The 26,260-nt window shown below is 73.0% G+C and carries 25 protein-coding genes and 2 tRNA genes; 18 read left to right on the forward strand and 9 right to left on the reverse strand.

Annotated elements, in window-relative coordinates; genetic code table 11:
• Window positions 1–94: 94 nt before the first annotated feature.
• Window positions 95–1,753: a choice-of-anchor A family protein gene (locus tag LIU39_RS23395; RefSeq protein ID WP_227048820.1), complete on the forward strand. Its 1,659-nt coding sequence runs from the start codon at window positions 95–97 to the stop codon at window positions 1,751–1,753.
• 108 nt (window positions 1,754–1,861) lie between these two features.
• Here LIU39_RS23395 and LIU39_RS23400 read toward each other — a convergent pair whose 3' ends face one another.
• Window positions 1,862–2,986 (reverse strand): Gfo/Idh/MocA family oxidoreductase, encoded by a 1,125-nt coding sequence (locus LIU39_RS23400; RefSeq protein WP_227048821.1) that lies wholly within the window; start codon window positions 2,984–2,986, stop codon window positions 1,862–1,864.
• Window positions 2,987–3,041: 55 nt separating this feature from the next.
• Here LIU39_RS23400 and LIU39_RS23405 point away from each other — a divergent pair, with 55 nt between their 5' ends.
• The 12 genes from LIU39_RS23405 to LIU39_RS23460 all read left to right on the forward strand — a co-directional run bounded on the left by LIU39_RS23405 (window position 3,042) and on the right by LIU39_RS23460 (window position 14,209).
• Entirely contained in the window at window positions 3,042–4,214 is a 1,173-nt protein-coding gene (locus LIU39_RS23405) for an ROK family transcriptional regulator (RefSeq protein ID WP_227048822.1), read from the forward strand.
• Window positions 4,215–4,383: 169 nt separating this feature from the next.
• Entirely contained in the window at window positions 4,384–5,442 is a 1,059-nt protein-coding gene (locus LIU39_RS23410; RefSeq protein WP_227048823.1) for a hypothetical protein, read from the forward strand.
• 34 nt (window positions 5,443–5,476) lie between these two features.
• Entirely contained in the window at window positions 5,477–6,247 is a 771-nt protein-coding gene (locus LIU39_RS23415) for a GntR family transcriptional regulator (RefSeq protein WP_227048824.1), read from the forward strand.
• A gap of 137 nt (window positions 6,248–6,384) precedes the next feature.
• Window positions 6,385–7,506: a TIGR03364 family FAD-dependent oxidoreductase gene (locus LIU39_RS23420; RefSeq protein ID WP_227048825.1), complete on the forward strand. Its 1,122-nt coding sequence runs from the start codon at window positions 6,385–6,387 to the stop codon at window positions 7,504–7,506.
• Window positions 7,507–7,511: 5 nt separating this feature from the next.
• Entirely contained in the window at window positions 7,512–8,216 is a 705-nt protein-coding gene (locus LIU39_RS23425; protein WP_227048826.1) for a phosphonatase-like hydrolase, read from the forward strand.
• Between the two features lies 1 nt (window position 8,217).
• Window positions 8,218–9,330, forward strand: coding sequence for an ABC transporter ATP-binding protein (locus LIU39_RS23430; protein WP_227048827.1), 1,113 nt, complete (start codon window positions 8,218–8,220; stop codon window positions 9,328–9,330).
• Window positions 9,323–10,189 carry a 2-aminoethylphosphonate ABC transporter permease subunit gene (locus LIU39_RS23435; protein WP_227048828.1) on the forward strand — a complete coding sequence of 289 codons (867 nt, stop codon included), beginning with the start codon at window positions 9,323–9,325 and terminating at the stop codon, window positions 10,187–10,189. The genes LIU39_RS23430 and LIU39_RS23435 overlap by 8 nt, the downstream gene beginning before the upstream one ends.
• A complete protein-coding gene (locus tag LIU39_RS23440) occupies window positions 10,176–10,973 on the forward strand; it encodes an ABC transporter permease (RefSeq protein ID WP_227048829.1) in 798 nt (265 codons plus the stop codon). The genes LIU39_RS23435 and LIU39_RS23440 overlap by 14 nt, the downstream gene beginning before the upstream one ends.
• Before the next feature lie 41 nt (window positions 10,974–11,014).
• Complete coding sequence (locus tag LIU39_RS23445) at window positions 11,015–12,079, forward strand: 2-aminoethylphosphonate ABC transporter substrate-binding protein (RefSeq protein WP_227048830.1); 1,065 nt, start codon at window positions 11,015–11,017, stop codon at window positions 12,077–12,079.
• 184 nt (window positions 12,080–12,263) lie between these two features.
• A complete protein-coding gene (locus LIU39_RS23450; protein WP_227048831.1) occupies window positions 12,264–13,043 on the forward strand; it encodes an HAD-IIA family hydrolase in 780 nt (259 codons plus the stop codon).
• A 148-nt stretch (window positions 13,044–13,191) separates the two neighbouring features.
• Entirely contained in the window at window positions 13,192–13,527 is a 336-nt protein-coding gene (locus LIU39_RS23455) for a hypothetical protein (RefSeq protein WP_227048832.1), read from the forward strand.
• A complete protein-coding gene (locus tag LIU39_RS23460) occupies window positions 13,517–14,209 on the forward strand; it encodes a sortase domain-containing protein (RefSeq protein WP_227048833.1) in 693 nt (230 codons plus the stop codon). The genes LIU39_RS23455 and LIU39_RS23460 overlap by 11 nt, the downstream gene beginning before the upstream one ends.
• Before the next feature lie 69 nt (window positions 14,210–14,278).
• Here the strand turns inward: LIU39_RS23460 and LIU39_RS23465 are convergent.
• A tRNA-Lys gene (locus LIU39_RS23465) sits at window positions 14,279–14,352 on the reverse strand.
• 640 nt (window positions 14,353–14,992) lie between these two features.
• On the opposite strand from LIU39_RS23465, the gene LIU39_RS23470 reads away from it, so the two are divergent.
• The 4 genes from LIU39_RS23470 to LIU39_RS23485 all read left to right on the forward strand — a co-directional run bounded on the left by LIU39_RS23470 (window position 14,993) and on the right by LIU39_RS23485 (window position 19,499).
• On the forward strand, window positions 14,993–15,412 hold the full coding sequence (locus LIU39_RS23470; RefSeq protein ID WP_227048834.1) for an SsgA family sporulation/cell division regulator: 420 nt from the start codon (window positions 14,993–14,995) through the stop codon (window positions 15,410–15,412).
• Window positions 15,412–16,698: a hypothetical protein gene (locus tag LIU39_RS23475; RefSeq protein WP_227048835.1), complete on the forward strand. Its 1,287-nt coding sequence runs from the start codon at window positions 15,412–15,414 to the stop codon at window positions 16,696–16,698. Before LIU39_RS23470 ends, LIU39_RS23475 begins: the two co-directional genes overlap by 1 nt.
• A 200-nt stretch (window positions 16,699–16,898) precedes the next feature.
• The gene (locus tag LIU39_RS23480; protein WP_227048836.1) at window positions 16,899–17,492 is read left to right on the forward strand and encodes a lytic polysaccharide monooxygenase auxiliary activity family 9 protein; all 594 of its coding nucleotides are present in this window, start codon (window positions 16,899–16,901) and stop codon (window positions 17,490–17,492) included.
• Window positions 17,493–17,738: 246 nt separating this feature from the next.
• Complete coding sequence (locus LIU39_RS23485; protein ID WP_227048837.1) at window positions 17,739–19,499, forward strand: AMP-binding protein; 1,761 nt, start codon at window positions 17,739–17,741, stop codon at window positions 19,497–19,499.
• A 67-nt stretch (window positions 19,500–19,566) separates the two neighbouring features.
• On the opposite strand, the gene LIU39_RS23490 is transcribed toward LIU39_RS23485, so the two are convergent.
• The 6 genes from LIU39_RS23490 to ehuB form a co-directional block, all read right to left on the reverse strand.
• Window positions 19,567–19,640 (reverse strand) — tRNA-Lys (locus tag LIU39_RS23490).
• Between the two features lie 140 nt (window positions 19,641–19,780).
• Window positions 19,781–20,539: an IclR family transcriptional regulator gene (locus LIU39_RS23495; RefSeq protein WP_227048838.1), complete on the reverse strand. Its 759-nt coding sequence runs from the start codon at window positions 20,537–20,539 to the stop codon at window positions 19,781–19,783.
• A 349-nt stretch (window positions 20,540–20,888) separates the two neighbouring features.
• Complete coding sequence (gene ehuA / locus LIU39_RS23500; protein ID WP_372464025.1) at window positions 20,889–21,659, reverse strand: ectoine/hydroxyectoine ABC transporter ATP-binding protein EhuA; 771 nt, start codon at window positions 21,657–21,659, stop codon at window positions 20,889–20,891.
• A 34-nt stretch (window positions 21,660–21,693) separates the two neighbouring features.
• Window positions 21,694–22,347 (reverse strand): ectoine/hydroxyectoine ABC transporter permease subunit EhuD, encoded by a 654-nt coding sequence (ehuD, locus tag LIU39_RS23505; RefSeq protein ID WP_227048840.1) that lies wholly within the window; start codon window positions 22,345–22,347, stop codon window positions 21,694–21,696.
• Window positions 22,344–23,072, reverse strand: coding sequence for an ectoine/hydroxyectoine ABC transporter permease subunit EhuC (gene ehuC, locus LIU39_RS23510; protein WP_227048841.1), 729 nt, complete (start codon window positions 23,070–23,072; stop codon window positions 22,344–22,346). The genes ehuD and ehuC overlap by 4 nt, the downstream gene beginning before the upstream one ends.
• Complete coding sequence (gene ehuB, locus LIU39_RS23515; RefSeq protein WP_227048875.1) at window positions 23,069–23,998, reverse strand: ectoine/hydroxyectoine ABC transporter substrate-binding protein EhuB; 930 nt, start codon at window positions 23,996–23,998, stop codon at window positions 23,069–23,071. The genes ehuC and ehuB overlap by 4 nt, the downstream gene beginning before the upstream one ends.
• A gap of 342 nt (window positions 23,999–24,340) precedes the next feature.
• On the opposite strand from ehuB, the gene LIU39_RS23520 reads away from it, so the two are divergent.
• On the forward strand, window positions 24,341–24,841 hold the full coding sequence (locus LIU39_RS23520; RefSeq protein WP_227048842.1) for a DUF3830 family protein: 501 nt from the start codon (window positions 24,341–24,343) through the stop codon (window positions 24,839–24,841).
• On the opposite strand, the gene LIU39_RS23525 is transcribed toward LIU39_RS23520, so the two are convergent.
• A complete protein-coding gene (locus LIU39_RS23525) occupies window positions 24,822–26,237 on the reverse strand; it encodes an amidase (protein ID WP_227048843.1) in 1,416 nt (471 codons plus the stop codon). The genes LIU39_RS23520 and LIU39_RS23525 overlap by 20 nt on opposite strands.
• Between the last annotated feature and the right edge of the window lie 23 nt (window positions 26,238–26,260).

A 26,260-nucleotide genomic window follows, 5' to 3' on the forward strand; every position in this document is an offset into this window, starting at 1 on the left:
GATGGCCCCGGGCGGGGTCATCTGCCGGTCGTTTTCGGGCGACGCGCCCGAGCGGTCGGCCACGCGCGCGGGCGCTATCCGCATAGTGCCGGATATGCCAAGAAAGAAGACAAAATGGTTTAGGGCGGCGCTGGCCGCGCTGGTCGGTACGGCGCTCGCGGCGCTGCTCGGACTGGGCGCCGCCGTGGTGTTCGCCGAGCCACTGCCCGGCGGGCTCGGCCCCTGCCTGGGCAGCGCGTGCCCCGGCTCCTACAACGACCCGAACAACGGCCCGATCGCCGGTCGTGACGAGAACATCAACATCTACGTCGGCGGCGACTACCGCGTCGGCGGCTCGGCGGCCGAGGCCGAGGGCAAGATCGTCACGCTCGGCAACTTCTCGATGAACAAGACCAGCGGGTCGAGCGTCTACAACGTCGGTGTGGTCGGCGTCGGTTCACGGGTGCCGCCGCCCAACGGCTCCGACTTCCTCACCGTCGGCGGCGACCTCACCGTCGCCGAAGGCCAGCGGCTGCTCGCCGAGGAGGGCTCCACGTCCGGCGTGGTGAAGTACGGCGGGACGCTGCGCGGCACGGTCATCCCGGCCCCCGTCCACGACCCGGCCGCCGCCGAGCCCTACCGTGGCCTGCGGCAGGAGCTGACCGAGTCCAGCAGCTGCTACGCGTACGAGAACGGCGCCTCCAGGCCGGCCACCGGCACGGCGGTCAACCAGGGGTACCAGACCCTGTTCCGCGGCGACGGCACCTCCCGACTCCAGGTCTTCAACGTCGACTTCGACATCGCGTCGGCGAACGGCGGCGACCAGGGCATCGCCTTCGAGAACATCCCCGCCGGCGCGACCGTCCTGGTCAACATGCTCGGCGACAGCCGCACGATCAGCTCGTACATCGGGCACGACCTCCGGCCGGCCGGCCTCCGCGAGCGGCTGCTGTGGAACTTCCCGGACGCGAACACCGTGACCTTCAAGGGCAGCGCGCAGTTCCAGGGCGCCGTACTCGTCGGCCCGCAGTCCAGCCGTACGTCGGTGAGCATGCCGGGCATGAACGGCCGCTTCTTCACCGCCGGTTCCCTGGACCACATCGGCACCGCCGGCACGGAGATGCACAGCTACCCCTTCACCGGCGACCTCCCGGACTGCGGCCCCGAACCCACCACCAGCCCGACGGAACCGACGGTCGCCCCCACGGAGCCGACGGCCACGCCGACGGAGCCCACGGAGACCCCGACGGAGCCGACCGAGACCCCGACGGAGCCCACGGCCACGCCGACGGAGCCGACTTCGCGTCCGACCGAGCCGACTTCGCGTCCCACGGAGCCGACTTCGCGTCCGACGGAGCCGACCTCGCACCCGACCGAGCCGACCTCGCGTCCCACGGAGCCGACTTCGCGGCCCACCGAGCCGACCTCGCACCCCACCTGGCCCACCGGGCACCCGACGCATCCGACCTGGCAGCCGACCGATCACTGGACGGGGCACCCGACCGGACATCCGACCGGGCACTCCACCGACGAACCGTGGCCGGGCCACAGTTCCGGCGGCTGGGGTGACGGCGACGGTGACGGCGACGGACACGGGCACGGCGGCGGTCACGGTCACGGCCACGGCGGCGGGCACAAGGGTGACAGCGCTGACAACGGCCAGCTGGCCTCCAGCGGTGCGCTCGGCAACCCGTGGATCATCGGCGCATCCGGTGGCGCGCTGATCGCAGGACTGGCACTGACCCTGCTGGTCAGGAGCCGCCGTACCAGCTGACGGCACCCCAGGCCGGACGGGGGAACAGCCGGCCGGATAGCGCTCCAGGGCTTCGACCGCCGAGGTGTGGTCGAAGCCCTGGAGCATGTCGGGACGTTGCGACCGCGCTCAGGCGACCGCCGCGATCCGGACCGTGCGGCCCTCGGCGGCGGACAGCTTGGCGGCCTCCAGGACCCGCAGCGCCGCCGCGGCCTCGCCCGCCGTGACCGGTGGCCTGCCGCCCTCGCGCAGCGCCCGTGCGACGGCGGCGTAGTAGGCGGGGTAGTCGCCTGGCAGCGTCGGCACCGCCTCGCCGCCCCCGGTCCGCGGGGACTCGCCGGCTCCGAGCCGGCCCCAGGAGGACTCCGGCTCCACGCCCCACACCGCGCCGTCCACGCCGGGCCGCAGCCCCTCGCGCAGCGCGGCCTCCTGCGGGTCGAGCCCGTACTTCACGTAGCCTGCCCGGCTGCCCAATACCCGGAAGCGCGGCCCGAGTTGGGCGGTGGTGGCGCTCATCCACAGGTGGGAGCGGACACCGGAGGTGTGGGTGAGCGCGATGAAGGTGTCGTCGTCGGCCTCCGCGCCGGGACGCCGTACGTCGGACTCGGCGTAGACGGACGCGGCCGGGCCGAAGAGGGTGAGCGCCTGGTCGGCGAGGTGGCTGCCGAGGTCGTAGAGCAGGCCGCCGACCTCCACCGGGTCGCCGGACTCGCGCCAGCCGCCCTTGGGCCGCGGCCGCCACCGCTCGAAGCGCGACTCGAAGCGCTGCACCTCGCCGAACGCGCCCTCGTCCAGCAGCCCGCGCACGGTGCGGAAGTCGTTGTCCCAGCGGCGGTTCTGGAAGACGGAGAGCAGCAGCCCGCGGGAGTCGGCGAGTGCGGCGAGCTGCTCGGCCTCGGCGGCCGTCGCGGCCAGCGGCTTGTCGACGACGACCGGCAGACCGGCCTCCAACGCGGCCGTGGCGAGCGGCACATGGGTCTTGTTGGGCGAGGCCAGCACGATCAGGTCGAGATCGCCGGCGCGGCCGATGACCGCCTCGGGCGTCTCGACCGTACGGACCCGGGGGTGCTCGGCGCGGGCCTGCGCCTGCCGCTGCGGGCTGCGGGTCGAGACGGTGTCGAGGACCAGGCCGTCGGTCGCGGCGATCAGCGGGGCGTGGAAGACCGAGCCCGCCAGGCCGTAGCCGATCAGGCCGACGCGGAGCGGGCCGCCGGTGGCGGCCGGGGAGTCGGGGGTGCCGGTGGAGTCGCTCATGGAACCACTTAAGCAACGCTGTTGCCAAAGTGCAAGACGTGCCGACAATGGAGGGGTGACCAGCAACGATCCCATCCCGCACGGCACCGAACGCGCCCTGTGCGCCTCCTCCGGCTTCAACCTGCCGGCCCTGCGCGGGCACAACACCGCCCTGCTGCTCGGCCTGCTGCGAGCGGCGGGCGCGGACGGGGTCAGCCGGCTGGAACTGGCCGAGCGCAGCGGGCTGACCCCGCAGGCGGTCAGCAAGATCACCGCACGGCTGCGGGCCGAAGGGCTCGCGGCCGATGCGGGCCGCCGCGCCTCCACCGGCGGCAAACCCCGTACGGTCTGGCGCCTCGTGCCCGGCGCCCGGCACGCCGTCGGACTGCACCTGGACCGCGACGAGATCATCGCCGTTCTCGCCGACCTCGCGGGCACCCCGGTCGCCGTCCGCCGCGCCCCGCTCGCCTTCGGCGCGGGGGCAGGGGCGGTGCTGGAGAGGGTGGCGGAAGAGGTCGCGGCGGTGCGGACGCGGTCCTCCGCCCCGCAGGTGCTCGGCGTCGGCGTCGCCTGCCCCGGGCCGCTGGACCACGCGTCCGGGGTGCTGCACCGGGTGACCGGAGCCCCGCATTGGGACGGCTTCCCGCTGCGGGACGCGCTCGCGGAGCGTCTCGGCCTGCCGGTCGTCGTCGACAAGGACACCAACGCGGCAGCGCTCGGCCTGGTGGGGAGCGCGGCGGACGGCGGTGCCGGGTCGTTCGCCTATCTGCATCTGGGCACGGGTCTCGGCGCCGGTCTTGTGCTGGACGGCGGCCTCTACCGCGGGCCGCGCACCGGGGCGGGCGAGTTCGGGCACCAGGTCGTGCAGTGGAACGGGCCGCCCTGCGGCTGCGGGCGGCGCGGCTGCGTGGAGGCGCTGTGCCTGGCGGCGGTGGCGCGCGGCGATCTGCCGGGCGCGGCCCGGGTGCTGGGAGTGGGCGCGGCCAATCTCGTGGAACTGCTCGACGTCGACCGGGTGCTGCTCGGCGGCCGCACGGTGCGGGAGCGGCCGGACGTCTTCGTGGCCGGGGTGGCGGACGAACTGGCGGCGCAGGCCGCCGCCCGCGGACGGACGGGCCCTCCGGTGCGGGTGACGACGGCCGCAGGTGGCGCGCGGGCGGTGGCGGACGGGGCGGCGCAGCTGGTGCTCGGGCCACTGTTCGGCCCGCGCCGCCAGGCCGCGGGGACGCCGCCGGGCGGACCGGCGTGAAAGTCATCTGATAGGGCGGGATTCGGCCGCCGGACGGGTGCATGCGATGCGGGTCTCCCGGGGCGTGCCGGTGCCCGTGGCAGGGTCTGGCCAGGCCGTGCGCGGCGGGCAGGGGGCACCGCGGAGACGCACCGCCTGACGACCCGAGCAACTCAAGCGGAGGACCGCCATGCACCCGTCCGGCAGGCATCCGTCCGGCGCGGCCACACCCAGCGCAGGCCGGCAAGGAAGAGGCGTCAGAGGCCGCGAGGGCCGCGACACCCGTTTAGGACACGCCCCACGGCACGGCGGCTGCCGCGCGCACTCCGGGCGGCGGGCGGCGCGGGCGCTGCTCACCGCGGGACTGCTGTCCGCAGCGTTCGGCGTCGCGCTGCCGGTCGCGCTGCCCGACGGCCTGTCCGCCGCGGCGGGCGCGTACGCCGCCCCTTCGGGCCCGGCCCGGTACCGCCAGGCCGCCGCGACGGCCCCGCACGGCCCGGCCGGATGCGGCCGTCACGACCGCCGGGGCGACCCGCTCACCGCGCGGGTCGGCGGCGCCCCGCGGGAGTACGCGGCCGGTGACGGCTGGCGCGGCTGGCGGCTGGAGATCCGCAACGCCACCGACGTGGCCTGCACGGACGTGCACCCGGCCGTGGTGCTGGCCGCGGAACGCCACGGCCTGCAACCGGGCATGGTCCGGCTGGAGTTCCGGGACCAGACGACCGGTGACTGGCTGCCGGTGGCCTTCGCGCCCGCCGACCGGCACGAGCAGATCGGCGTACTCGGCGGGGGCGGCGCCGGGCCGAACGGCGGTGCGGGAGGCGGGAGTCGGGGCGGCCACGGCCTGACGGTTCCGGCACACGGCACCACGGACGTGCCGGTACGGATGCGGTTCGCCCGGCAGACCCCGCGGGACCGGGTCACCGCCGCAGTCACCACCGGCCGCCGCCACGACGGCACCGCCGCCGGGACCGGCCGGCACCGCGGCTACGCCTTCACCGTCCACTCCGAGACCGGGCCCACGATCCCGTACGACCCCTCGTCCCCGGTGGCGCCCGCAGGCGCCGACGCACCCGCGTCCCTCTTGGCCAGGCCGTCCCGCGCGCCCTACGGGTCTCAAGCGCCTGGCATGCCGCCGGAGTTGGCGGCCACCGGGCAGGGTCCGATGCTCGGGCTCGGCGCCGCAGCCGCGGCCCTGCTGATGAGCGGCGGCGTGCTGAAGGCGGGGGCCAGGCGCCTGCGCCGCTGAGCCCCCGGCCGTGCCGGGGTGCGAGGATCACGCCGTGGAGTTCCCGTACGGCCAGGAACCTGGCGCACCCATCCGGTCCGGCATCCCCGAGCACGGACGCATTCCGAAGTACTACGCGGCCAAGGTCGGCATTGCCGCGCTGCTCGCCGAGTCGGCCGAGGGCGAGCCACTGCCGCCGGAGCGCGACCTGGCGCAGCGGTTCGAGGTGTCGCGCGAGACGCTGCGCCAGGCGCTGCGCGAACTGATCCTGGAGGGGCGGCTGCGCCGGATGGGCCGCGGGACCGTCGTCGCCGGGCCCAAGCTGGCGCAGCCGCTGTCCCTGGCCAGCTACACCGAAGGCGTCCGCGACCAGGGGCGGCGCCCCGGCCGGCACCTCGTCGGCCTGGACCGCTTCCCGTGCTCGCCCGCGATCGCCGCCGACCTGGGGCTCGCGGCCGGCGACGCCGTATGGCACATGGAGCGGGTGCTGCTCGCCGACGATGAACGGGTGGGGCTGGAGAGCACCTACGTCGCGGTGGCCCGGGTGCCGGATCTCGACACCGCCTTCGAGCCCGACTCGTCCTTCTACGCCTATCTCCGCGAGCGGCTCGGCATCGGCTTCGGCGACGCCGACGAGCGGCTGGAGACGGTGCTCGCCACCCCGCGCGAGGCGCTCCTCATCGGTACGCCCGGCGCCCTGCCGATGCTGCTGATCCACCGGCGCTCGCGCGACACCCGGGGCCGCCCGCTGGAGCGGGTGCGCTCGCTGTACCGCGGCGACCGGTTCTCCTTCACCACGCATCTGGGGACGCCGGCCCGCACCTGACCATCGTCCGGTGCGCTCTTTGCCCGGGAATCGGATCACGAAAAGGTAACGGGTCCAGACCAAGTTTGGAGCCGTGTTCACCCGCGCGACGCCCGGCCGACCGCGGCGGGTCACCCGTCGCCGCGAGCGTCTGCGGCATGCGAGTCATAGTTGTCGGAGCCGGCGTGCTGGGAACCCTGCACGCCTGGCATGCAGTCGAGCGGGGCCACGAGGTCCTGCACATCGAGCGGGAGGCCGAGGCCCGCGGCGCCTCGGTCCGTAACTTCGGGCAGATCTGGGTCAGCGGACGGGCCGGCGGCGAGGAGCTGGCGACCGCGCTGCGCGCCCGCGAGCTGTGGGAGGGCATCGGCGCCCGCGTCCCCGGCATCGGCTTCCGGGCCACCGGATCGCTGAGCATCGTCAAGAACGCCGCGGAACGGGCCGTCGCCGAGGCCGCCACCCGCCGCCCGGACGCCGCGGCCCGCGGGTACCAGTTGCTGGACGCCGAAGCGGCCCGCGCGCTCAACCCCGCGCTGCGTGGCGAATTCGCCGGCGCCCTGTGGTGCGAGCGGGACGCCGCCGTCGAGCCCCGGGTCGCCCAACGCGCCCTGAAGGAAGCCCTGTTGGCGTCCGGACGGTACCGCTACCTCGGCGGCCGCGAGGTCCGCGAGGTGCTCGGCGAGCGCGCCGTGCGCGACGACCACGGCGCGGTCCACCACGGCGACAGCGTCGTCCTGTGCACCGGCGCCTGGCTCGGCGGCCTGGTCCGCGAGCTGGCCCCCGCCCTGCCGGTGCGCCGGGTGCGGCTCCAGATGATGCAGACCGATCCGCTCGGCGAGCCGCTGACCACCTCCGTCGCCGACGCCGACAGCTTCCGCTACTACCCCGCCTACGCGAGCGAAGCCCTGGACGCGATGGCCGCGGCCCAGGCGCAGACACCGACCGCCGCCGCGCACAAGATGCAGCTGCTGATGGTCCAGCGCGCCGACGGCGGCCTGACCATCGGCGACACCCACGCATACGAGACGCCCTTCGGCTTCGACGTCGTCGAGGACCCGTACGCGCACCTCACCGGCGTCGTCGAGTCGATAATCGGCCGCCCGCTGCCGGCCGTGCGGCGCCGCTGGGCCGGCGTCTACGCCCAGTGCACCGACACCTCCCGCGTCGTCCACCGCGAGCAGGTGCGGGACGGCGTCTGGCTGGTCACCGGGCCCGGCGGCCGCGGCATGACCTGCGCCCCTGCCATCGCCGAAACCACCGCGAACGACCTGGGCTGGTGACCTCCATGACACCGCACACCCCGCACGACCCCCGCAGCACCGAACTGGTCGTCCTCGACATGGCCGGCACCACCGTCGCCGACGGCGGCCTCGTCGAGCGGGCCTTCGACGCCGCGGCCCGCGCGCTCGGCGTCGAACCCGGCAGCCCCGACCACGAAGCGAAGCTCCGCCACGTCCGCGCCACCATGGGCGAGTCCAAGATCTCCGTCTTCCGGCACCTCTTCGGCGACGAGGCGAGCGCCCGACGCGCCAACACCGCCTTCGAGGAGGCGTACCGGGAACTGATCGACGGCGGCCTCGTCACCCCGTTGCCCGGCGCCCGCGACACCATCGAAACCCTCCGTGCCGCCGGCCTGACCACCGCCTTGACCACCGGCTTCGCCCGCGCCACCCAGGACGCCATCCTGCACGCGCTCGGCTGGCAGGACCTGGCATCGCTCACCCTCTGCCCCGAAGACGCCGGCCGCGGGCGCCCCTACCCGGACATGGTGCTCACCGCCCTGCTGCGCACCGGCGCCACCGACCGCGTGCAGCGGATCGCGGTGGCCGGCGACACCTCGTACGACATGCTCTCCGGGCGCCGCGCCGGCGCCGCCGTCGTCGCCGGCGTCCTCACCGGCGCGCACGACGCGGCGCAGCTGGAGGCGGCCGGCGCCACCCACGTACTCGGCTCGGTCGCCGAACTCCCCGCGCTGCTCGGGGTGGTGTGAGATGCCGCCCGCACCGCAGGCGGACACCCCGGCGGGCATCCGCTTCGACGGGGTGAGCGTCGCCCACGGCCGCAACGTCGTCCTGGACGGCCTCGATCTGACCGTCGAGCCGGGCGAGGCGATGGCGCTGCTCGGCCCGTCCGGATCGGGGAAGACCACCGCGCTGCGGGCGGTCGCCGGATTCGTCCGGCCGGTGTCCGGGCGGGTGCTGATCGGCGGCCGTGACGTCACCGACCTGCCGCCGTACCGCCGCGGCATCGGCATGGTCGTCCAGCAGTACGCCCTGTTCCCGCACATGAAGGTCGCCGAGAACGTCGCCTTCGGCCTCAGGGCGCAGAAGGTGCCGCGCGCCGGGATCGGCCCCCGGGTGACCGAGGCGCTGGAGATGACCGGCATGGCCGGGTACGCGGACCGGCACCCCAGGGAGCTGTCCGGCGGGCAGCAGCAGCGGGTGGCCATCGCGCGGGCCCTCGCCATCCGCCCCGGCGTGCTGCTCCTGGACGAGCCGCTGTCCGCGCTCGACACCCGGCTGCGCTCCGGTATGCTCGCCGAACTCGCCCGGCTGCACCGCGAGTTGCCCGACGTCTCGATCCTCTACGTCACCCACGACCAGGTCGAGGCGCTGACCCTGGCCGACCGGATCGCCGTGCTGGACCGGGCCAGGCTGCGTGACTGCGGCACACCCCAGGACCTCTACCGCCGCCCGCGCACCGAGTTCACCGCCTCCTTCGTCGGCACCGCGAACCTGCTGCCGGTGACGGTGGCCGGCGGCACGGTCCGCTTCGCCGGCCGGACGCTGCCGCTCCCCGCGGGCGGCGCGGCCGGTGCGGCCGATGGCGCGGCCGCCACCCTGTGCGTACGCCCGCACCTCGTCGGCCTCGGCGAGAGCCCGACGGGGGACGGCGCCACCCTGCGCGGCACGGTCACGGAGATCCAGTGGCGCGGCGCCACCCACCGGCTGTACGCGGACGTGGCCGGCCACCGCGTCCTGGCCGACGTCCGCGAACTGCGCGAAACCCCGGTGCCCGGCGACGACATCGCCCTCCACTTCGCCCCCGACGACGCGGTCCTCATCCCCGCCGGGCTCACCGACGGCGGCGCGGCCGATGGCTAGCGCGGCCCCGGCCGCCCGCCGCGCGCACACCCTCTGGGCGCTGCCGCCCGTCGCCGCGCTGGCCCTCGTCTTCCTCTACCCGCTCGCCCTGGTGGTGTGGCAGTCCTTCACCTCCGAGGACGGCGGCCACTCCACCGCTCCCTATGCGGCGGTGCTCGCTCAGGCGTCGTTCCGCGACGCGCTGGCCAACACCGTCCTGATCGCCGTCGGCGCCACCGCCGGCGCCCTCGTACTGGGCTGCGCCCTCGCGCTGGTCATCGCCTTCGTGCCGTTCCCCGGCGGCCGGGCGCTCGGCCGCTTCATCGACGTCTTCCTCGCCTTCCCCTCCTTCCTCATCACCCTCGCGCTGCTTTTCCTCTACGGCACCGTCGGCATCGCCAACGGCCTGTGGACCCAGGCGACCGGCGCCGCCAGCGGCCCCTTCGACTTCCTGCACACCCCCTGGGGCGTCCTGCTCGCCGAGGTCACCTACTTCACGCCCTTCGTGATGCGCCCGCTGCTGGCCGCCTTCGCCCAGGTGGAGACCGGTCAGCTGGAGGCCGCCTCGTCCCTCGGCGCCCGGCCCCGGCAGGTCGTGCGGAAGGTGATCCTGCCCGAGGCGCTGCCCTCGCTCGCGGCGGGCGGCGCGCTGGTGCTGGTGATGTGCCTGAACGAGTTCGGCATCGTGCTCTTCACCGGCGCCAAGGACGTCGTGACCCTGCCGGTCCTCGTCTACACCAAGGCCATCCTCGACGGCGACTACACCGGGGCCTGCGTCGTCGCCGTCGTCAACATCGCCCTGTCCGTCGCGCTGTACGCGCTCTACCGGTGCGTCGCGGCCCGCACCGCCGCGGGAGGTGTCCGCAGTGCTCGTGCATAGCCGACGCGCCCGGTGGGCGGTCTGGACCGTCTTCTTCGCGCTCTTCCTGCCGCTCTTCGCGTTGCCCCTGCTGGTGATCGTGGCCGCGTCCTTCGCCACCGGCTGGAGCGGCGTCCTCCCCTCCGGCGCGACCCTGGCGCACTACCAGGACCTGGCCCGCGGCGACTCCCTGGACGCCCTGATCACGAGCCTGCTGACCGCGCTGGCGGCGAGCGTCCTCGCGCTGGTGGCCGGGACCTGGGCGGCGCTCGCGGCCGAGCGGCTGCCGCGCCGCGTACGGCGGATCGTCGACGGCCTGTTCCTGCTGCCCGTCGCCGTGCCGTCGGTCGCCGTCGGACTGTCCCTGCTGGTCGCCTTCTCGCAGCCGCCGGTCCTGCTCAACGGCACCCGGCAGATCGTGATCGTCGCGCACACGGTGCTGGTCACCGCCTTCGCCCACCAGTCGGTGAGCGCCGCGCTCGCCCGCCTCGACCCGGCGTACGAACAGAGCGCGGCCGGGCTCGGCGCGCGCCCCGGCTACGTCCTGCGGCGGGTGAAACTGCCGCTGCTGCTGCCGTCCCTCACCGCGGCCGCCGGGCTCTGCTTCGCCCTGTCCATGGGCGAGTTGAGCGCCACGATGATGATTTACCCGCCCGACTGGATGCCGCTGCCGGTGCAGATCTTCGCCACCACCGACCGGGGAGCGCTCTTCGCGGGCGCCGCCCTCGCCGTCGTCCTGATGGCCGCCACCCTCCTCGTCCTGCTCGCCGTCTCCCGCATCCGCACCAGGGCCTCGTACCGCTGAGCCCGGCCGGCCGCCCCCACCCACCAGGAGCCTCACACGCCATGCGCACGTCCCCCCGCCCCACCTCGCTCGCCGCCTGCGGCGCCGCCCTCGTCCTCGCCGCTTCCCTGACCGCCTGCGGCACCGGCGCCGACCCCGACGCCAAGGAGATCACCGTCTACAGCGCCGACGGCCTCCGCGGCGAGAAGGGCGACGGTTTCTACGACACGGTCTTCAAGGGCTTCGAGAAGAAGACCGGCATCAAGGTCAACTACGTCGAGAGCGGATCGGGCGCCGCCGTCCAGCGGCTGGCGCGCGAACGGTCCAACACCCAGGCCGACGTGCTCGTCACCCTCCCGCCCTTCATCCAACAGGCCGACGGCAAGGGCCTGCTGGACACCTACCGCCCCCTGGGCTCCGACCGCGTCGCCGCCAAGGACAAGGACCCCGGCGGCAGGTGGACATCGGTCGTCAACAACTACTTCTGCTTCATCTACAACAAGAAGGAGCTGAAGCGGGCCCCGGAGAGCTGGCAGGACCTGCTCGACGCCAAGTACCGGGGCAAACTCCAGTACTCCACGCCGGGGGTCGCGGGCGACGGGACGGCCGTAGTCGTCAAGGCCATGCACGACCTCGGCGGGCAGGCACCGGCCATGGCCTACTTCAGGAAGCTCCAGGCCAACAACGTCGGCCCGTCCTCCTCCACCGGCCAGCTCGCCCCCAAGACCGACAAGGGCGAACTCCTGGTCGCCAACGGCGATGTGCAGATGAACTACGCGAACATGCCCGCCATGCCGCACCAGGGCATCTTCTTCCCCGCCGCGAAGCCCGGCGGCAAGCCCTCCACCTTCGCCCTGCCCTACGCCGCCGGGCTGGTCAAGAACGCCCCGCACACCGCCCAGGCCAAGAAGTTCCTCGACTACCTGCTCTCCGAGCCCGTCCAGCGCCAGGTCTCCGCGGCCGGCGGCGGCTTCACGGCCCGCCAGGACGTCAACGCGAAGGACCCCCGCGCCACCGAACTCGCCGCCCTCATGAAGGGAGTCGAGATCTTCGAGCCGGACTGGAACGACATCGACAAGAACCTGGACACCTACGTCGGCGCCTGGCGCACGGCGACCGGTGGCTGAGACCGCGGCCCGGCGGACCCCGCGGCCCGGAACCCGGATGATCGGCGGCGCCACCCCGGGCCCGCACTGACTTAGGCTGGCCGTGTCGGCTGTACGTACGAGTCCGCGGCACGTTGGTGTGCGCCGTGGGACGTACGGGACGCGGCCGGCGCCCCTGGTCAACACGTACGGCAGGAGTCCGGCAGTGGCAGAGCGCAAGCCGATCGAGTCATGGCTCACCGACATGGACGGCGTCCTGATGCACGAGGGCATCCCCGTTCCCGGCGCGGACGCCTTCATCAAGCGGCTCCGCGAATCGGGCAAGCCCTTCCTCGTGCTGACCAACAACTCCATCTACACCCCGCGCGACCTGCACGCCCGGCTGTCCCGGATCGGACTCGACGTGCCGTGGGAGTCGATCTGGACCTCCGCGCTCGCCACCGCCCAGTTCCTCGACGACCAGCGCCCCGGCGGCACCGCCTACGTCATCGGCGAGGCGGGCCTGACCACCGCCCTGCACGACATCGGCTACGTCCTGACCGACCACGCCCCCGACTACGTCGTACTCGGCGAAACGCGAACTTACTCGTTCGAGGCGCTGACGAAGGCGATCCGGCTGATCAACGACGGCGCCCGCTTCATCGCCACCAACCCGGACGAGACAGGACCGTCGGCCGAGGGCGCGCTGCCCGCGACGGGATCGGTCGCCGCGCTGATCACCAAGGCGACGGGTGTCGACCCGTACTTCGTCGGCAAGCCCAACCCGCTGATGATGCGGCACGGCCTCAACGTCATCGGCGCGCACTCCGAGACCTCCGCCATGATCGGCGACCGGATGGACACCGACGTGGTGGCCGGCCTGGAGGCGGGCATGGAGACCTTCCTCGTCCTCACCGGCCTGACCCGCCCGGAGGAGGTCGAGCGGCACCCCTTCCGCCCCTCCCGCGTCGTCGACTCGATCGCGGACCTCGTCGACCTGATCTGACGCCCGCGGGCGGCCCGCTCACCCGAACAGGGCACCGCGGAGCCGCCCCGGATGCGGGCGGTCGGGCGCGGGCGGACCTTCGAGACATCGGAGGTTCACCATGCGCTCCCCACTCTTCACTCTCTGTGCCGCACTTGCCGTCTGCGCGGTGACGGCTTTACCGGCGCACGCCGGGGACGGGCGCGGCGCCGGGACCGGCACGGCGCTCGTCGCCCCGGCCGCCGCCCCGAGCGGCTCGGCGGCCCTGCCCGGGACCGGCGCGTCCTTCCGCGCCGCCCCGGCAGAGGCCCGGCCCCGCCCGGAGCCGGCTCCGCGGCCCGAGCCCGCCCACGTCACCGGCGCCGCGACCGACGCCGAGATGAACGACGCCGAAGCCGTCGGCCTCGTCCTGGCCGGCGGCGCGGTCCTGATCATCGCCGGACAACTGCTCAGGCTCCGCCTGCGCATCCGCCGCGAACGGCAGGGCGGTGGCGATGAGGGCTGAGCACCACGGAGCCGGTTACGGGCGGCTGTTCATCGGGGTGGGCTGGCTGGTGCTGCTGCTCGGTCTGTGGCTGTGGGGGAGCGGGGTGGCCGGAAATGCCGCACTGTCCCAGCTGACCGCCACCGGAGACGTCGCAGCCGTCGGTCGCCCCCTGGGGGCCGAGCCCCCACGCACCCACGCTCCGATCGCCGCACCCGGCACCGTACGCCCCAGCAGCCTCACCATCCCCGCCCTCGGGATACGCGCCGGCCTCATCGCGCGGGGCCTGGACGCCGACGGCGCGGTGATCGCGCCCCCGGCCGGCGCGCCCGGCAGGGCCGGCTGGTACGCCGACGGGCCGCAACCCGGCGCGGCCGGTGCGGCGGTGCTCGCCGGCCGGTCCGCAGGAGGCAGGGGGCGGGCCGCGTTCGCCGGCCTGACCACGCTCAGGCCGGGTGCAGAGGTGGACGTACGCCGCTCGGACGGCAGCACCGCACGGTTCACCGTCGAGGACGTCCAGGTCTTCCCGCACCGGGACTTCGACCCGCGGAAGGTCTACGGCGCCCACGAGCCGGGCCGGGCCGAACTCCGGCTGGTGACCCGCGGCGCGAGCGCCGGCTCCGCGCGGGACGGCGGCCCGGCGGACGTGGTGGTCTCCGCCTACCTGAGCGGGTACGCACCGGGCCGCCCGGCAGCGGGCTGAGCGCCCGCGCACCGGGATCGCCCGGGAACGACTGAGGCCCCCCGCATGGCGAGGGGCCTCAGTCCTACGTGCGCCGCCAGGGACTCGAACCCCGGACCCGCTGATTAAGAGTCAGCTGCTCTAACCAACTGAGCTAGCGGCGCGCGCTGACCTGAAGAACTTTACACGAATGCCCGGAGTGCTTCCGACCGCCTTTGGTCGTCCGGCCGCCGCTTCACGCACAGAAGGCCGGTGATACGTGTCACACGGTCGGTCTTTGCGGGTTTCCGTACGCGAGGAAGTGGCGTGAAGGAGTGGCGTGAGGAAGCGGTCCGGGGGAGGGGCGCGGGATTCGGCGCGAGGGGTGGCGCCGGGAAATGGCGTCGTCTCCTAGCGCACGGAATTCCCGTCCGATGCGGGCGAAAGTCCTGTGATCTCGGGACCTTCGACTGATGGGTTGCCCCGAATTGGTCTGTGAAGATCGAGTTCGGTGCGCTAGATCATCAGTTGCCCCGTCAACATGCGATATCGCCCGCCAGTTGCGAGGCTGAAGCGAGTGCCGAGGCGAGAGAAGAGCGGAACGCGGACGGAGGGAAGCGGGAATGCCAGTGCAGGGCCGCGCCGCAGGCGCCCGCGGGCCGGCGGGGGCCGTGGCCGCCGTGCCGGTAAGGACCGCGTTCGCGATGGTGTCCGTCACTCCTGCCCCGACTGTTGCAACCCTGCCCCTCTGGGTCACGTCTGCTAAGACGCGCACCCCGAACTCGGGTCCGCCGGGACCGTCCCCCCTCGGAAAGGTTGATCGTCATGGTGTCGACAGCCAAGCGCACCCTTGAGATGCAGCTCGTCCTCGGCCCGGAAGACGCCCTTCCGGTGACCGGCACGTTCAGCTACCGCAGTGACCGGCCCTACGAGGTCGAGGTCGCGTTCCTCAGCCGCGGCGCCACGGTCGCGACGTGGCTGTTCGGCCGTGAGCTGCTGCTGGGCGGGCTGCGCGGCGAGGAAGGCGAGGGGGACGTACGGGTGTGGCCCTTCCGTGAGACGGACGGGCAGCGCCGGATCCACATCGAGCTGTTCACCGACGACGCCGTCTGTGAACTGTCGGTGCGCACGGGGGAACTGGCCGCATGGCTGGAACAGACGGTTGCGATCGTGCCACCCGGCCACGAGCACCGCTATCTGGATATGGACACCCACCTGGCTCGGCTGTTCGCGGGGAAGTGCTGATGACGACCATGACCACCACGACCGACCCCGGCCCCGGCACGCGGGCGGCGCAGCGCAGGCTGCCGACGCCGCCCGCGCAGCGCACGGCCCCGCAATCGCCAGCCACGCGCGAAGGAGGCCATGCGTACGTGCCCGAGCAGCGGCAGGCCGGGCACGAGGGCGTGAGCGGCCACCCGGGGCAGCAGTCCGATTCCGGCCACCCGGATCTGCCGGACGCGGCCGCGGACCAACGGGCCGCCGACGCACGGGCGCACGACCCGCGGGCGCACGGCTTCCTGCCGGAGCGGCCGCCGGTGCGCAGCATGATCGGCACCTGGACGCGGCTGGACGCGACGGCGCGCGCGGTGGCCGTCGCCCCCGGCCGCGAGGCGGCCGTCGCGGTTGTCGAACGGGCCGGCCACACCGGTGAACTGGCCGCCCTGCGGCAGCGCGTCTCGCGTCTGTCGCCGCGCAACGCCGAGGCCGCGGCGATGCGGATCGCGGTGATCGCGGTGGCCTGCGGCTGGAACGGGCTCGACCCGCAGGCGCCGGCCGCGCGGCAGGCCGCCGACGGGGCGTTTCTCGACCTGTGGGCCGCGATTGCGCACCGCATCGACCACGACCAGTTCGTCGCGCTGCCCACCCTGTCGCTGCACAACTGGGCCCCGGAGCGCAAGCCGCGCCGGCACCTGCCGATCGATCAACTGGCCCGTACCGAACAGCTGGTGCCGATCGTCCGCTGGGCGCCGGAAGGCCAGCCGCTCTGCCGTCTCGACCGGCTGATGCTGGCCGTGACGCGGCTCGAAGCGCACGGCATCTGGCTCTTCCGGCTCGCCGAAACCCTCGCAGGCCGGTCGCCCGACGACTCCTCCACCCCGACCGCGCTCCGCCGCCTGGTCCGCATCCAGCATGCGCTTCGGGCCCAACTCCAGGAGGAAATCGTGGAGTTGGCGGCGGCTCCGGCGACCGCGCAGCAGAGCGCGGTGCTCGGCGCGCTGGCCGCCCAGGGTGCCCTGGAGCCGCCCGTGCTCCAGGCGGCGGACGCGGTGCTCGGCGTCGGCGGGCGGCGTACCGGCGAGGGCGGGCGGCAGTCGGTCCGCCGTCACCTGCCCACCCATCACCGCGCCTGGCTCGGCGCCATGGACCGGCACTGCGCACCGGTCCGCACCCTTGCCCACCGTGGCGGCCCGGATGCCGCCGTCTACCGCGAGGCGCAGGAGTCGCTGATCGCGCTGCGGCGCACGTACACGACCCTGGTGCACACGGCCGCCCGGCCCGGTTCGGGAGACCTCGCCGCCGCTGCCTGATGAGGGCGTGAGGCGGCCAGGGGGGAAAGACGCGGGTCGCCGGCGGACTGCCGGTGGCCCGCCCATGCCTCGTTCCGGAAGCCGGAAGTCCGGTTGTTATTGGTCTGGACATGTCCAGCACCCGTAGTTAGTCTCCCGTTGGTCTAGACCGCACTTCCCCCCCCGCTGATGAAACACCCCACGTTCGTCAGGAGCGAAGCATGCGCAAAAGGATCAGTGCTGCCGTGATCGGGCTCGGCGTTGTCGGCGCCTCCCTGTTGGCCACCACCAGCGCGTCCAGCCACGGCTACAGCGATGCACCCCCCAGCCGCCAGGCGCTCTGCGCCAATGGCACGGTCAAGGACTGCGGCGCGATTGCCTACGAACCCCAGAGCGTCGAGGGCCCCAAGGGCTTCCCCGCCGCCGGTCCCGCCGACGGCAAGATCTGCTCCGGCGGCAACGAAGGATTCGGCGAGCTGGACGACCCGCGCGGCGGCAAGTGGCCGGCGACCAAGCTGTCCGCCGGGCAGGGATACACCTTCACCTGGCGGCTGACCGCCCGTCATGCCACCACGGACTTCGAGTACTTCATCACCAAGGACAGCTACGACCCGAGCAAGCCGCTGACCCGCGCCGACCTGGAGCCCCAGCCGTTCATGACGGTGCCGATGGGCGGCAAGCAGCCGGACGCGACGGTGCAGCACCAGGGCACCGTCCCGACGCAGAAGGCCGGCCACCACATCATCCTGGGCGTCTGGAACATCGCCGACACGGGCAACGCGTTCTACGCCTGCTCGGACGTCGACCTCACCTGACCCGGGCCCGGCCGGCAGGCGCGCGTACCCTGCCCGCCCACGGCCCCTGACCGCCTGGCCTCCGGAACCGCCGGCCCCGCGCCCGGCCCCGTGCGTCCCCGGCCCGCAAGTCCTCACCTTGCGGGTTCGCGGGCCGGGCCGGTCCGAGCATCCGGAGGCCAGGCACCCACGCGCCGCGGGCGGACCTGAGCGCGGACACCCGGCACCCCTCCACATCTGACGCACAGTCAACTATCCTCCGGCCGCATGGCAGCCAACGGCACCGAGGACAACGGGGAGTTCGGCCGCACCGCGGACACCGCAACGGCCCCCGCCACCGTGGCCGCGCTCGTGACGGCACAGTGGGGCGACCACCGTGTCGGAGTGCGCTCGGCGGAAGGCGACCTCACGCATCACCAGCTCGCCGCCGGGGCCGCCGCGCGGGCGGCGCTGCTGTGCGACCTGCTGCCGCGCGGCGCGGAGCCGCACGTCGGGGTGCTGCTCGACAACGTCCCCGAATACCCGCTCTGGATCAGCGCGGCGGCGCTCGCCGGGGCCGCGGTCGTCGGCATCAACCCCACCCGCCGCGGGCCCGAACTGGCCCGCGACATCGTCCACACCGGCTGCGCGCTGCTGATCACCGAGCGCGCCCACCTCCCACTGCTCGACGGCCTGGAACTGCCCCTTCCGCCGGAGCGGATCCTGGTCGTCGACGACCCGGCCTACCGGTCCCGGCTGGAGCCGTACGCCGCCGCCCGCCCCGGAGAGGCGCGGATCGGCGTGCCGGCGCCCGCGTCCCGGCTGCTGCTCTCCTTCACCTCGGGATCGACCGGCGCCCCCAAGGCCGCCCTGTGCACCCAAGGCAGGCTGGCCGCCGCGGGGCACGCGCTCGCCCGGTACTTCACGGTGTGCCGGGACGACGTGCACTACCTCTGCATGCCGATGTTCCACGGGAACGCGGTGTTCGCCGGCTGGGCACCGGCGCTCGCGGGCGGGGCGGCCGTCGCCCTGCGCCGACGGTTTTCGGCCTCCGCCTTCCTCCCCGACGTCCGCCGCTACCGCGCCACCTACTTCACCTACGTCGGCCGCGCCGTCCAGTACCTCCTCGCCACCCCGCCGGGCCCCGACGACCGCGACCACACGCTCCGGGCCGGCTTCGGTACGGAGGCGGGCGCCGTCGACGCGGCCCGCTTCGCCGAGCGGTTCGGCGTCCGGCTCGTCGAGGGATACGGCTCGTCCGAGGGCGGCGCCGCGCTCCAGCGCTCGCCCGGCACCCCGCCCGGCGCGATCGGACGGGCCGCGCCCGGGGACGATCTCGCCGTCGTCGACCGGGAAACCGGCGCCGAGCTGCCGCGCGCCCGGCTGGACCGGGACGGCCGGCTGCTGAACGGCGAGGCGGCCATCGGCGAACTCGTCAACCGCGGCCGCAGCGCCTTCGAGGGCTACTGGCGCAACCCCGAGGCCACCGCCGCCCGCACCCGCGCCGGATCCGGTACGCGTCCCGGCGCCGGCTGGTACTGGACCGGCGACCTCTTCTTCCGGGACGCTGCGGGCTTCTTCCACTTCGCGGGCCGCACGGACGACCGGCTGCGCGTCGACAGCGAGAATCTGGCCGCCGCGATGATCGAGAACATCCTGTCCCGGTACGAGCCGGCCCGCGGCGTCGCGGTCTACGCCGTGCCCGACCCGGTCGCCGGGGACCAGGTGATGGCCGCCGTCGCGCTGCCCGCCCCCGCAGCATTCGACCCGGAGGACTTCGCGGCATTCCTCGCCGCCCAGCCCGACCTGGGCACGAAGATGGCGCCGCGCTTCGTCCGCGCCATGGCGGAGCTGCCGGTCACCGCGACCGGCAAGGTGCACCGGGTAGTGCTCCGGCGGTCCGGTTTCCGCTGCGTGGACCCGGTGTGGTGGACGCCACTGGAGGCGGGGCCGGCCGGGTCCGGATACCGGCCGTTCGACACGGCGGACCGGGCCGCACTGCTGGCGCTCTACCGGGACCGCGAGCGGAACCACCTGCTGGACGGCTGAGCGCTCCGGCCGTGCCGGAACGCCGAAGTGGGCGCTCCCGGAAAACCGAGAACGCCCACTTCACAGGTGCGCCGCCAGGGACTCGAACCCCGGACCCGCTGATTAAGAGTCAGCTGCTCTAACCAACTGAGCTAGCGGCGCGCGCTGACGAAAGAAATACTACCCGGTCCCGGCGGGTGCTCCGAACCATCTGCGGACCGGGGGCCGGATGCGTACGGGGTGCGAGCGGCACGAAGCCGCCCGCCCCGTGGCCGGGCGGCGTCGTGACCGGGCCCGCGGGATCAGAGCGCGAGCGAGAGCAGCACCGGGGCGGCCCTGCGGTTGAGGGCATCGGCGGCCTGCCGCAGGCGGTGCGCGTGCTCCAGCGGCATCGACAGGGCGAGGCAGCCGACGGTCGATCCGGCGGTGATCGGCACGGCGGCGCAGACCGTGCCGACGGCGTATTCCTGGAGGTCGAGGACGGGGACCGTCGGCGGCTGGCTGTCGAGCTTGTGCAGCAGGATCCGCTCGTTGGTGATCGTCCGGGAGGTGAGCCGGGCGGTCTTGTGTCGGGAGAGGTGGTCCTTGCGGCCGTCGTGGTCCAGCTGCGCCAGCAGGCACTTGCCGACCGCGCTGGCGTGCGCCGTGCGCCGGAACTCCGCCCACTCGTTGACCTTGGGAGCGAGCGGTCCGTCGGCGTAGTGCAGGATCCGGACCTCGCCGTCGATGTAGCGGCTGATGTAGACCGCGGCACCGACCGAGTCCCGCAGCTCGTCGAGGGTGATCTGCAGCTTGTCCCGGAGTGCCTGGTCGCGGTCGCCGCCGGTACCCAGCAGAAGGAGCGATTCGCCGACGACGTACGCCCCGTCGGCGACCTGCTCGATGTAGCGCTCGCGCTGCAGCATCGACAGCAGGTGGGCGAGATGGCCGGTGGGCAGGCCGGTCTCGCGGGCGATCTGGACGTCGGTCACGCCACTGGCGTGCCGGGAGATGGTTTCGAGCACGCGAAGGGCGTATTGCACCGAATGGAACGGCGCGGTCGGCTCGGGCTTCAGCGCCACGGTGTCCCCCTAGCAGGTTGGTACCGCTTGCGTAGTGACCGTCGTCCGCAGGCGCGAACGGCGGGGACCGAACGCTCCCGGACAGCGGGGCTCGTACCACGATAGCGGCCAACGGCCCTCGGTGGAGGGGGTCTTGACCGAAAAGCATGGGCCGGCATGCGCCTGTCCAGGGCCGCACCGCGCTGGCATATGCCGCAGGCACAGTAATGCGCCCCGGTGCACGCCCGCGCGCCAGTGCACGTACGGCATCGGCACCCCCGGGCACGGGCCCCTCGCGCGCCCCGGTGCACGCGGCGGAGCCCGGCCCGGGAAGGGCCGGGCTCCGTGGGACGTCCGTTACCGCACCGCTTCAGAGCACCGCGCTCAGGAACTCCCGGGTGCGCTCGTGCTCCGGTTCGGTGAAGATCTTCTCCGGTGTACCGGATTCGATGACCCGGCCCGCGTCGAACATCAGCACGTCGTCCGAGATGTCCCGCGCGAAGTTCATCTCGTGGGTGACGCAGAGCATCGTGATGTCCGTGGTGTGGGCGATGTCCCGCAGCACGTCCAGTACGCCTGCCACCAACTCCGGGTCCAGCGCCGACGTCACCTCGTCCAGCAGCAGCACCTGCGGGCGCATCGCCAGGGCCCGCGCGATGGCCACCCGCTGCTGCTGGCCGCCGGAGAGCTGCGTCGGGTACTTGTCGACGTGGTCGGTGAGGCCGACGAGGTCGAGGAGGCCGCGGGCCCGCTCCTCGGCCGCCTCCTTGCCGAGCCCCAGCACGTGCACCGGGGCTTCGGTGATGTTGCGCAGCACCTTCATGTTGGGAAAGAGGTTGAACTGCTGGAAGACCATGCCGATGTTCTTGCGCACCTCGCGGGTGTGCTTCTCGCCGGCCGGCACGAGCCTGCCGCCCTTCTCCTCGTGCGTGAGGTAGTCGCCGCCGACCTTGATGGTGCCCTCGTCCGGCGTCAGCAGGGTCATCAGCAGCCGCAGGATCGTCGTCTTGCCGGATCCGGACGGGCCTATCAGCGTCACGTGCTTGCCCGACGAGACCGTGAAGTCCAGCGAGTCCAGGACCGTGTGGGCCCCGAACCGCTTGGTGACGTGGTCGAAGCGGATCAACTCGGTACCGTCCACCGCCGGGTTGGCGGTCTCTTCGGGGAGGTTCGGGTCAGCGGACAAGACGGCGCTCCAGGGCTCGCAGGAGGAGGGAAGTGGGGTACGAGATCACGATGAACAGGACGCCGACGACGGTGATCGGCTCCATGTAGTCGAAGGTGGCGGCGCTGATGCTGTTGGCCTGGAAGAGCATGTCGCCCACCGTGATGGCGGCCAGCATCGGCGTGTCCTTGAACATGGCGATGACGTAGTTGCCGAGCACGGGGACCACCCGGCGGAACGCCTGCGGCAGGATCACCGCGCTCCAGGTGCGCCGGCGCGGCAGGCTCAGCGCGGTCGCCGCCTCCCACTGGCCGGCGGGCACGCCGTCGATGCCGGCCCGGTAGACCTCCGCGGTGAACGTCGAGTAGTGCAGGCCGAGTCCGATGACGCCGGTGGCCAGCGGAGGGAAGGTGAGCCCCCATCCGGGCAGCACGAAGAACAGGAAGAACAGCTGCACCAACAGCGGGGTGTTGCGGATGAATTCGACGACGATGCTGACCGGCCAGGTCAGCCGGCGGCTCGGCGAACGCAGGGCCAGCGCCCACACGAGACCGAGCGCGAAGGACACCAGCGAGCCGTACAGGGTCGCCTGGACGGTGATCCACAGCCCCTTGAGCAGGTCGGGCAGGATGTCGCCGACGTACCCCCATGACCAGGTGTTCACGGCCTTCCCCCTCCGGTGGTCAGCGCCTCACGGCCGGCGGCGGACGGCTTGCGGAAGAGCCGGCCGGCGGACGGCTCCGGAGCGCGGCCGACGGACGCCTTGGCCCGCCGCTCCAGCAGGCGCATGATCCGGGTCACCGCGAAGGCGATGACGAAGTAGAGGACGAGGATGATGCCGTAGACCTGGGCACTCTGGCCGGTGGACAGCCGCGCCAGCTTCGCCTGGAACGTCAGCTCGCCGATGGACAGCAGCGACGCCAGCGCGGTGCACTTGAGCAGCTCGATCAGCAGGTTGTTGAACGGCGGCAGCATCTCGGGCACGGCCTGCGGGAGGATCACCTTCCGCATCCGCTGCCAGGGCGAGAAGCTCAGGGCGATGGCCGCCTCGCGCTGCGCGGGGGCGACGGCCTGCAGGGCGCCGCGCACGACCTCCGAACCGTACGCGCCGTAGGACAGGCCGAGGGCGAGGGTGCCCGCCCAGACGCCGGCCAGCTGCCAGCCGAGCAGCGGCAGGGCGAAGAACAGCCAGAACATCAGGACCAGCGCCGACGTGCCGCGGAAGATCTCCATGTAGGTGCCGGAGAGGAAGCGGACGATCCAGAAGCGCGAGGTGCGCGCCATGCCGATGCCGAACGCAACGGCGGCGGCCAGCGCCGCGCTGTAGACCATCAACTGGACGGTGATCCACACGCCTTGGAAGAAGAGTTCCCACAGTGCTCCGGTCACCGGCTGCACAGCTCCTTCGCGGTCAGATCGGTCATGAACTCCTTGGTGAAGCCGAACGGCTCGGCGATACGCAGGAGTTCGCCGCTCCTCTTCATCGCGTGCAGCTCGCGGTTGAACGCGTCGCGCAGGTTCGTCTCGCCGGTCCGGAAGCCGTAACCGCCGCCGTCCCGCTTCCGTTCGCCCTTGACCTCCGGGGTGAACGGCTCCGTCATGTCCACCTTCGGGTGGTGCCCGGCCTTCAGCGCCTCGATCATCGTCAGCGCGGTGCCCGCGAAGCAGTCGATCCGGTCGGCCTCCAGCGCCTCCATGCCGGCGATCTGGTCGCCGTAGGTCTGAATGGCGCTTTTCTGCACGCCGTTGCCGATCGCGTACTCGATCTCCGCGTAGCCGATTCCGGAGCCCATGCGGAAGCCGCCCTCGGCGACGTCCCGGTAGGAAGTGATGCGGTGCGGATTTCCCTTGGGAACCAGGAATCCGTCCTTCGATTCGTAGTCCGGATCGGAGAAGAGGACGGCCTGGCAGCGGGCTTTGTTGATGAACATTCCCGCGACGATCACGTCGTACTGGAAGGAATGCAGCCCCGGCACGAGCGCGCCGAATTCGACCGGCACCGGTTCGAAATGGGCAATACCCAGCTTTTTGAAGATCGCGCCGGCCACCGCCGGTGCCTCGCCGGTCAGTTCGCCCTTTTTGTTGATGGACGCATAGGGCGGCTCACTGGCAATCCCCATGCGTACGGTGTTCTTTTCCCGCAGCTCGTCGAGCAGATGTCCCCCGTCCGTCGCGCCGGTGACGTCGACGCGGGAGCACCCCGCGGTCGCACCCAACGCGCCTGCCGCACCCAGAATCGCCGCTCCTGTCAGCAGTGAGCGGCGGCTGATTCCTCTGACACTCTTGCCTGAATCGTTCCCCTGTGGTGGTGCCATGGGCGCGCGGCTACCCGGAGTTGACGAAAATATGCAGATCATTTCCGGCCCCGCGGAAAGCGTTGCGGAAGTGTGGCGGAAGTCCGGCATGAGTGCTTACGGTGCGGGTGCCGGATGTGTAACCCCTGGAACGCCATGGGGGGTTGGCGCATATGTGTGACGGTGGGGCCCAGTGGTGATGCTGTTCCGTACGGGTGTCACGGAATTCACCGTTTCGGGCGGCCCGCCGGTACCGGCCCGGAGCCCCACACCGGGATACCCAGGAACCGGACACGCAGGGCGCTCACGGCGCGCGCCCGGAAAAGACCGGCAAGAGACCGCAGAGGACCGACAGGAGGCCACATGGCCGACCGATTCATCGAAATCTCGCTGGACAAGCGGGGCGTGAGCTGCACCGCGAAGCTGCTCGACGCGCAGGCGCCGATCACCTGCAAAGCCGTCTGGGACGCCCTGCCGCTCGGCGGCGACGTCTACCACGCCAAGTACGCCCGCAACGAGATCTACGCCCTGGTCCCGCCGTTCGCCCCGCAGGAGCCGCCGCTGGAGAACCCCACCATCACGCCGATCCCCGGCGACCTGTGCTACTTCACCTTCAGCGACACCCAGTTGGGCACCGCCTCCTACGGCTACGAGTCCGAGGCCGGGCACCAGGGCCGCGCCACCGTCGTCGACCTCGCGCTCTTCTACGAGCGCAACAACCTCCTGATCAACGGCGACGCGGGCTGGGTGCCCGGCATCGTCTGGGGCTCCGTCGTGGAAGGTCTCGACCGGATGGCCGACGCCTGCCAGGACCTCTGGCGGGCCGGCGCGCTCGGCGAGACCCTCAACTTCCGCCGGGCCTAGGGATGTCGGCCACTCCCGCCGTGTAGAGGGCGTGCGCGGCGCGCAGCACCAGCGCGTCCGCGTGCCGCGCGCCGACCAGCTGCACCCCGATCGGCAGCCCGTCGCCGTCCAGACCGCAGGGCACGGTCGCGGCGGGCTGCTGCGTCATGTTGAACGGGTAGGTGAACGGCGTCCAGCCGGTCCAGCGGGTGTGCCCCGAACCCGCGGGCACCTCGGCCCCCGCCTCGAACGCCGTGATCGGCTCGGTCGGCGTCACCAGCAGGTCGTAGGCGCTGTGGAAGCGGCCCATCGCCTTGCCGAGCGCCATCCTGGTGTCCACCGCCGCCAGATAGTCCAGCGCGCTGTACCGCTCGCCCTGCGCGCAGATCTCCCGCAGCCCCGGATCCAGCAGCTCACGGGCCGCCGCGTCCAGGTGCTCCACCACCCGCGCCGCGCCGCTGAACCACAGCGTGTGGAACGCCTCCACCGGATCCTCGATCCCCGGATCGATCTCCTCGACGTACGCGCCGAGCGCCGACAGCGTCTCCACCGCCGACCGCACCGCCGCCGCGACGTCCGGCGCCACCGGCACGTCCCAGCCGAGCGCCGGACTGTACGCCACCCGCAGCCCGGAGACCGGACCGGCCAGCGCCTCCCGGAAGGAGCCGGCGGCCGGTCCGAGCTGCGACCAGTCGCGCCAGTCCGGGCCGCTGATCACGTCCATCAGCAGCGCCGCGTCCGCCGCGTCCCGCGCCATCGGCCCGACGTGCGACAGCGTCCCGAACGGGCTCGCCGGATACAGCGGCACCCGCCCGTACGTCGCCTTGAGCGCGAAGATCCCGCAGAACGACGCCGGGATACGGACCGATCCGCCGCCGTCCGTCCCCAGGCTGAGCGGCCCCGCGCCCAGCGCGACCGCCGCCGCGCTGCCGCCGCTGGAGCCGCCCGAGGTGCGCCCCGGGTCGTACGGATTGCCTGTCACCCCGTGCCGCGGACTGTCCGTCACACCCTTCCAGCCGAACTCCGGCGTGGTCGTCTTGCCGAGGAACACCGCGCCCGACTCGCGCATCCGGGCCACCGCGGGCGCGTCCTCGTCCCAGGCCGCGTCCTCGGGCCTGATGGTCAGCGAGCCGCGGAGCGTGGGGCGGCCGTGGGTCAGGAGCAGGTCCTTGACGGTCGTCGGCACCCCGTCCACCGGACCGGCCGGCTGCCCGGACCGCCAGCGTTCCTCCGACGCCCTGGCCTCGGCCAGCGCCTCGTCGCCGTCGATCCGGGTGAACGCGTTCGTCCGGGACCGGGCGGCCTCGGCCCGCTCCAGCGCCTCCCGGGTGGCGTCGACGGGGGAGAACTCGCCGGCGGCGTAACCGGCCGTGAGCCGCTGGGCGGAGAGGTCGGCGAGCTGGGTCGGTTCGGTCATGGCGTCCTCCGTGCGATGGGCCG

It is taken from the genome of Streptomyces pinistramenti (assembly GCF_020564935.1).
GTDB lineage: Bacteria > Actinomycetota > Actinomycetes > Streptomycetales > Streptomycetaceae > Streptomyces > Streptomyces pinistramenti.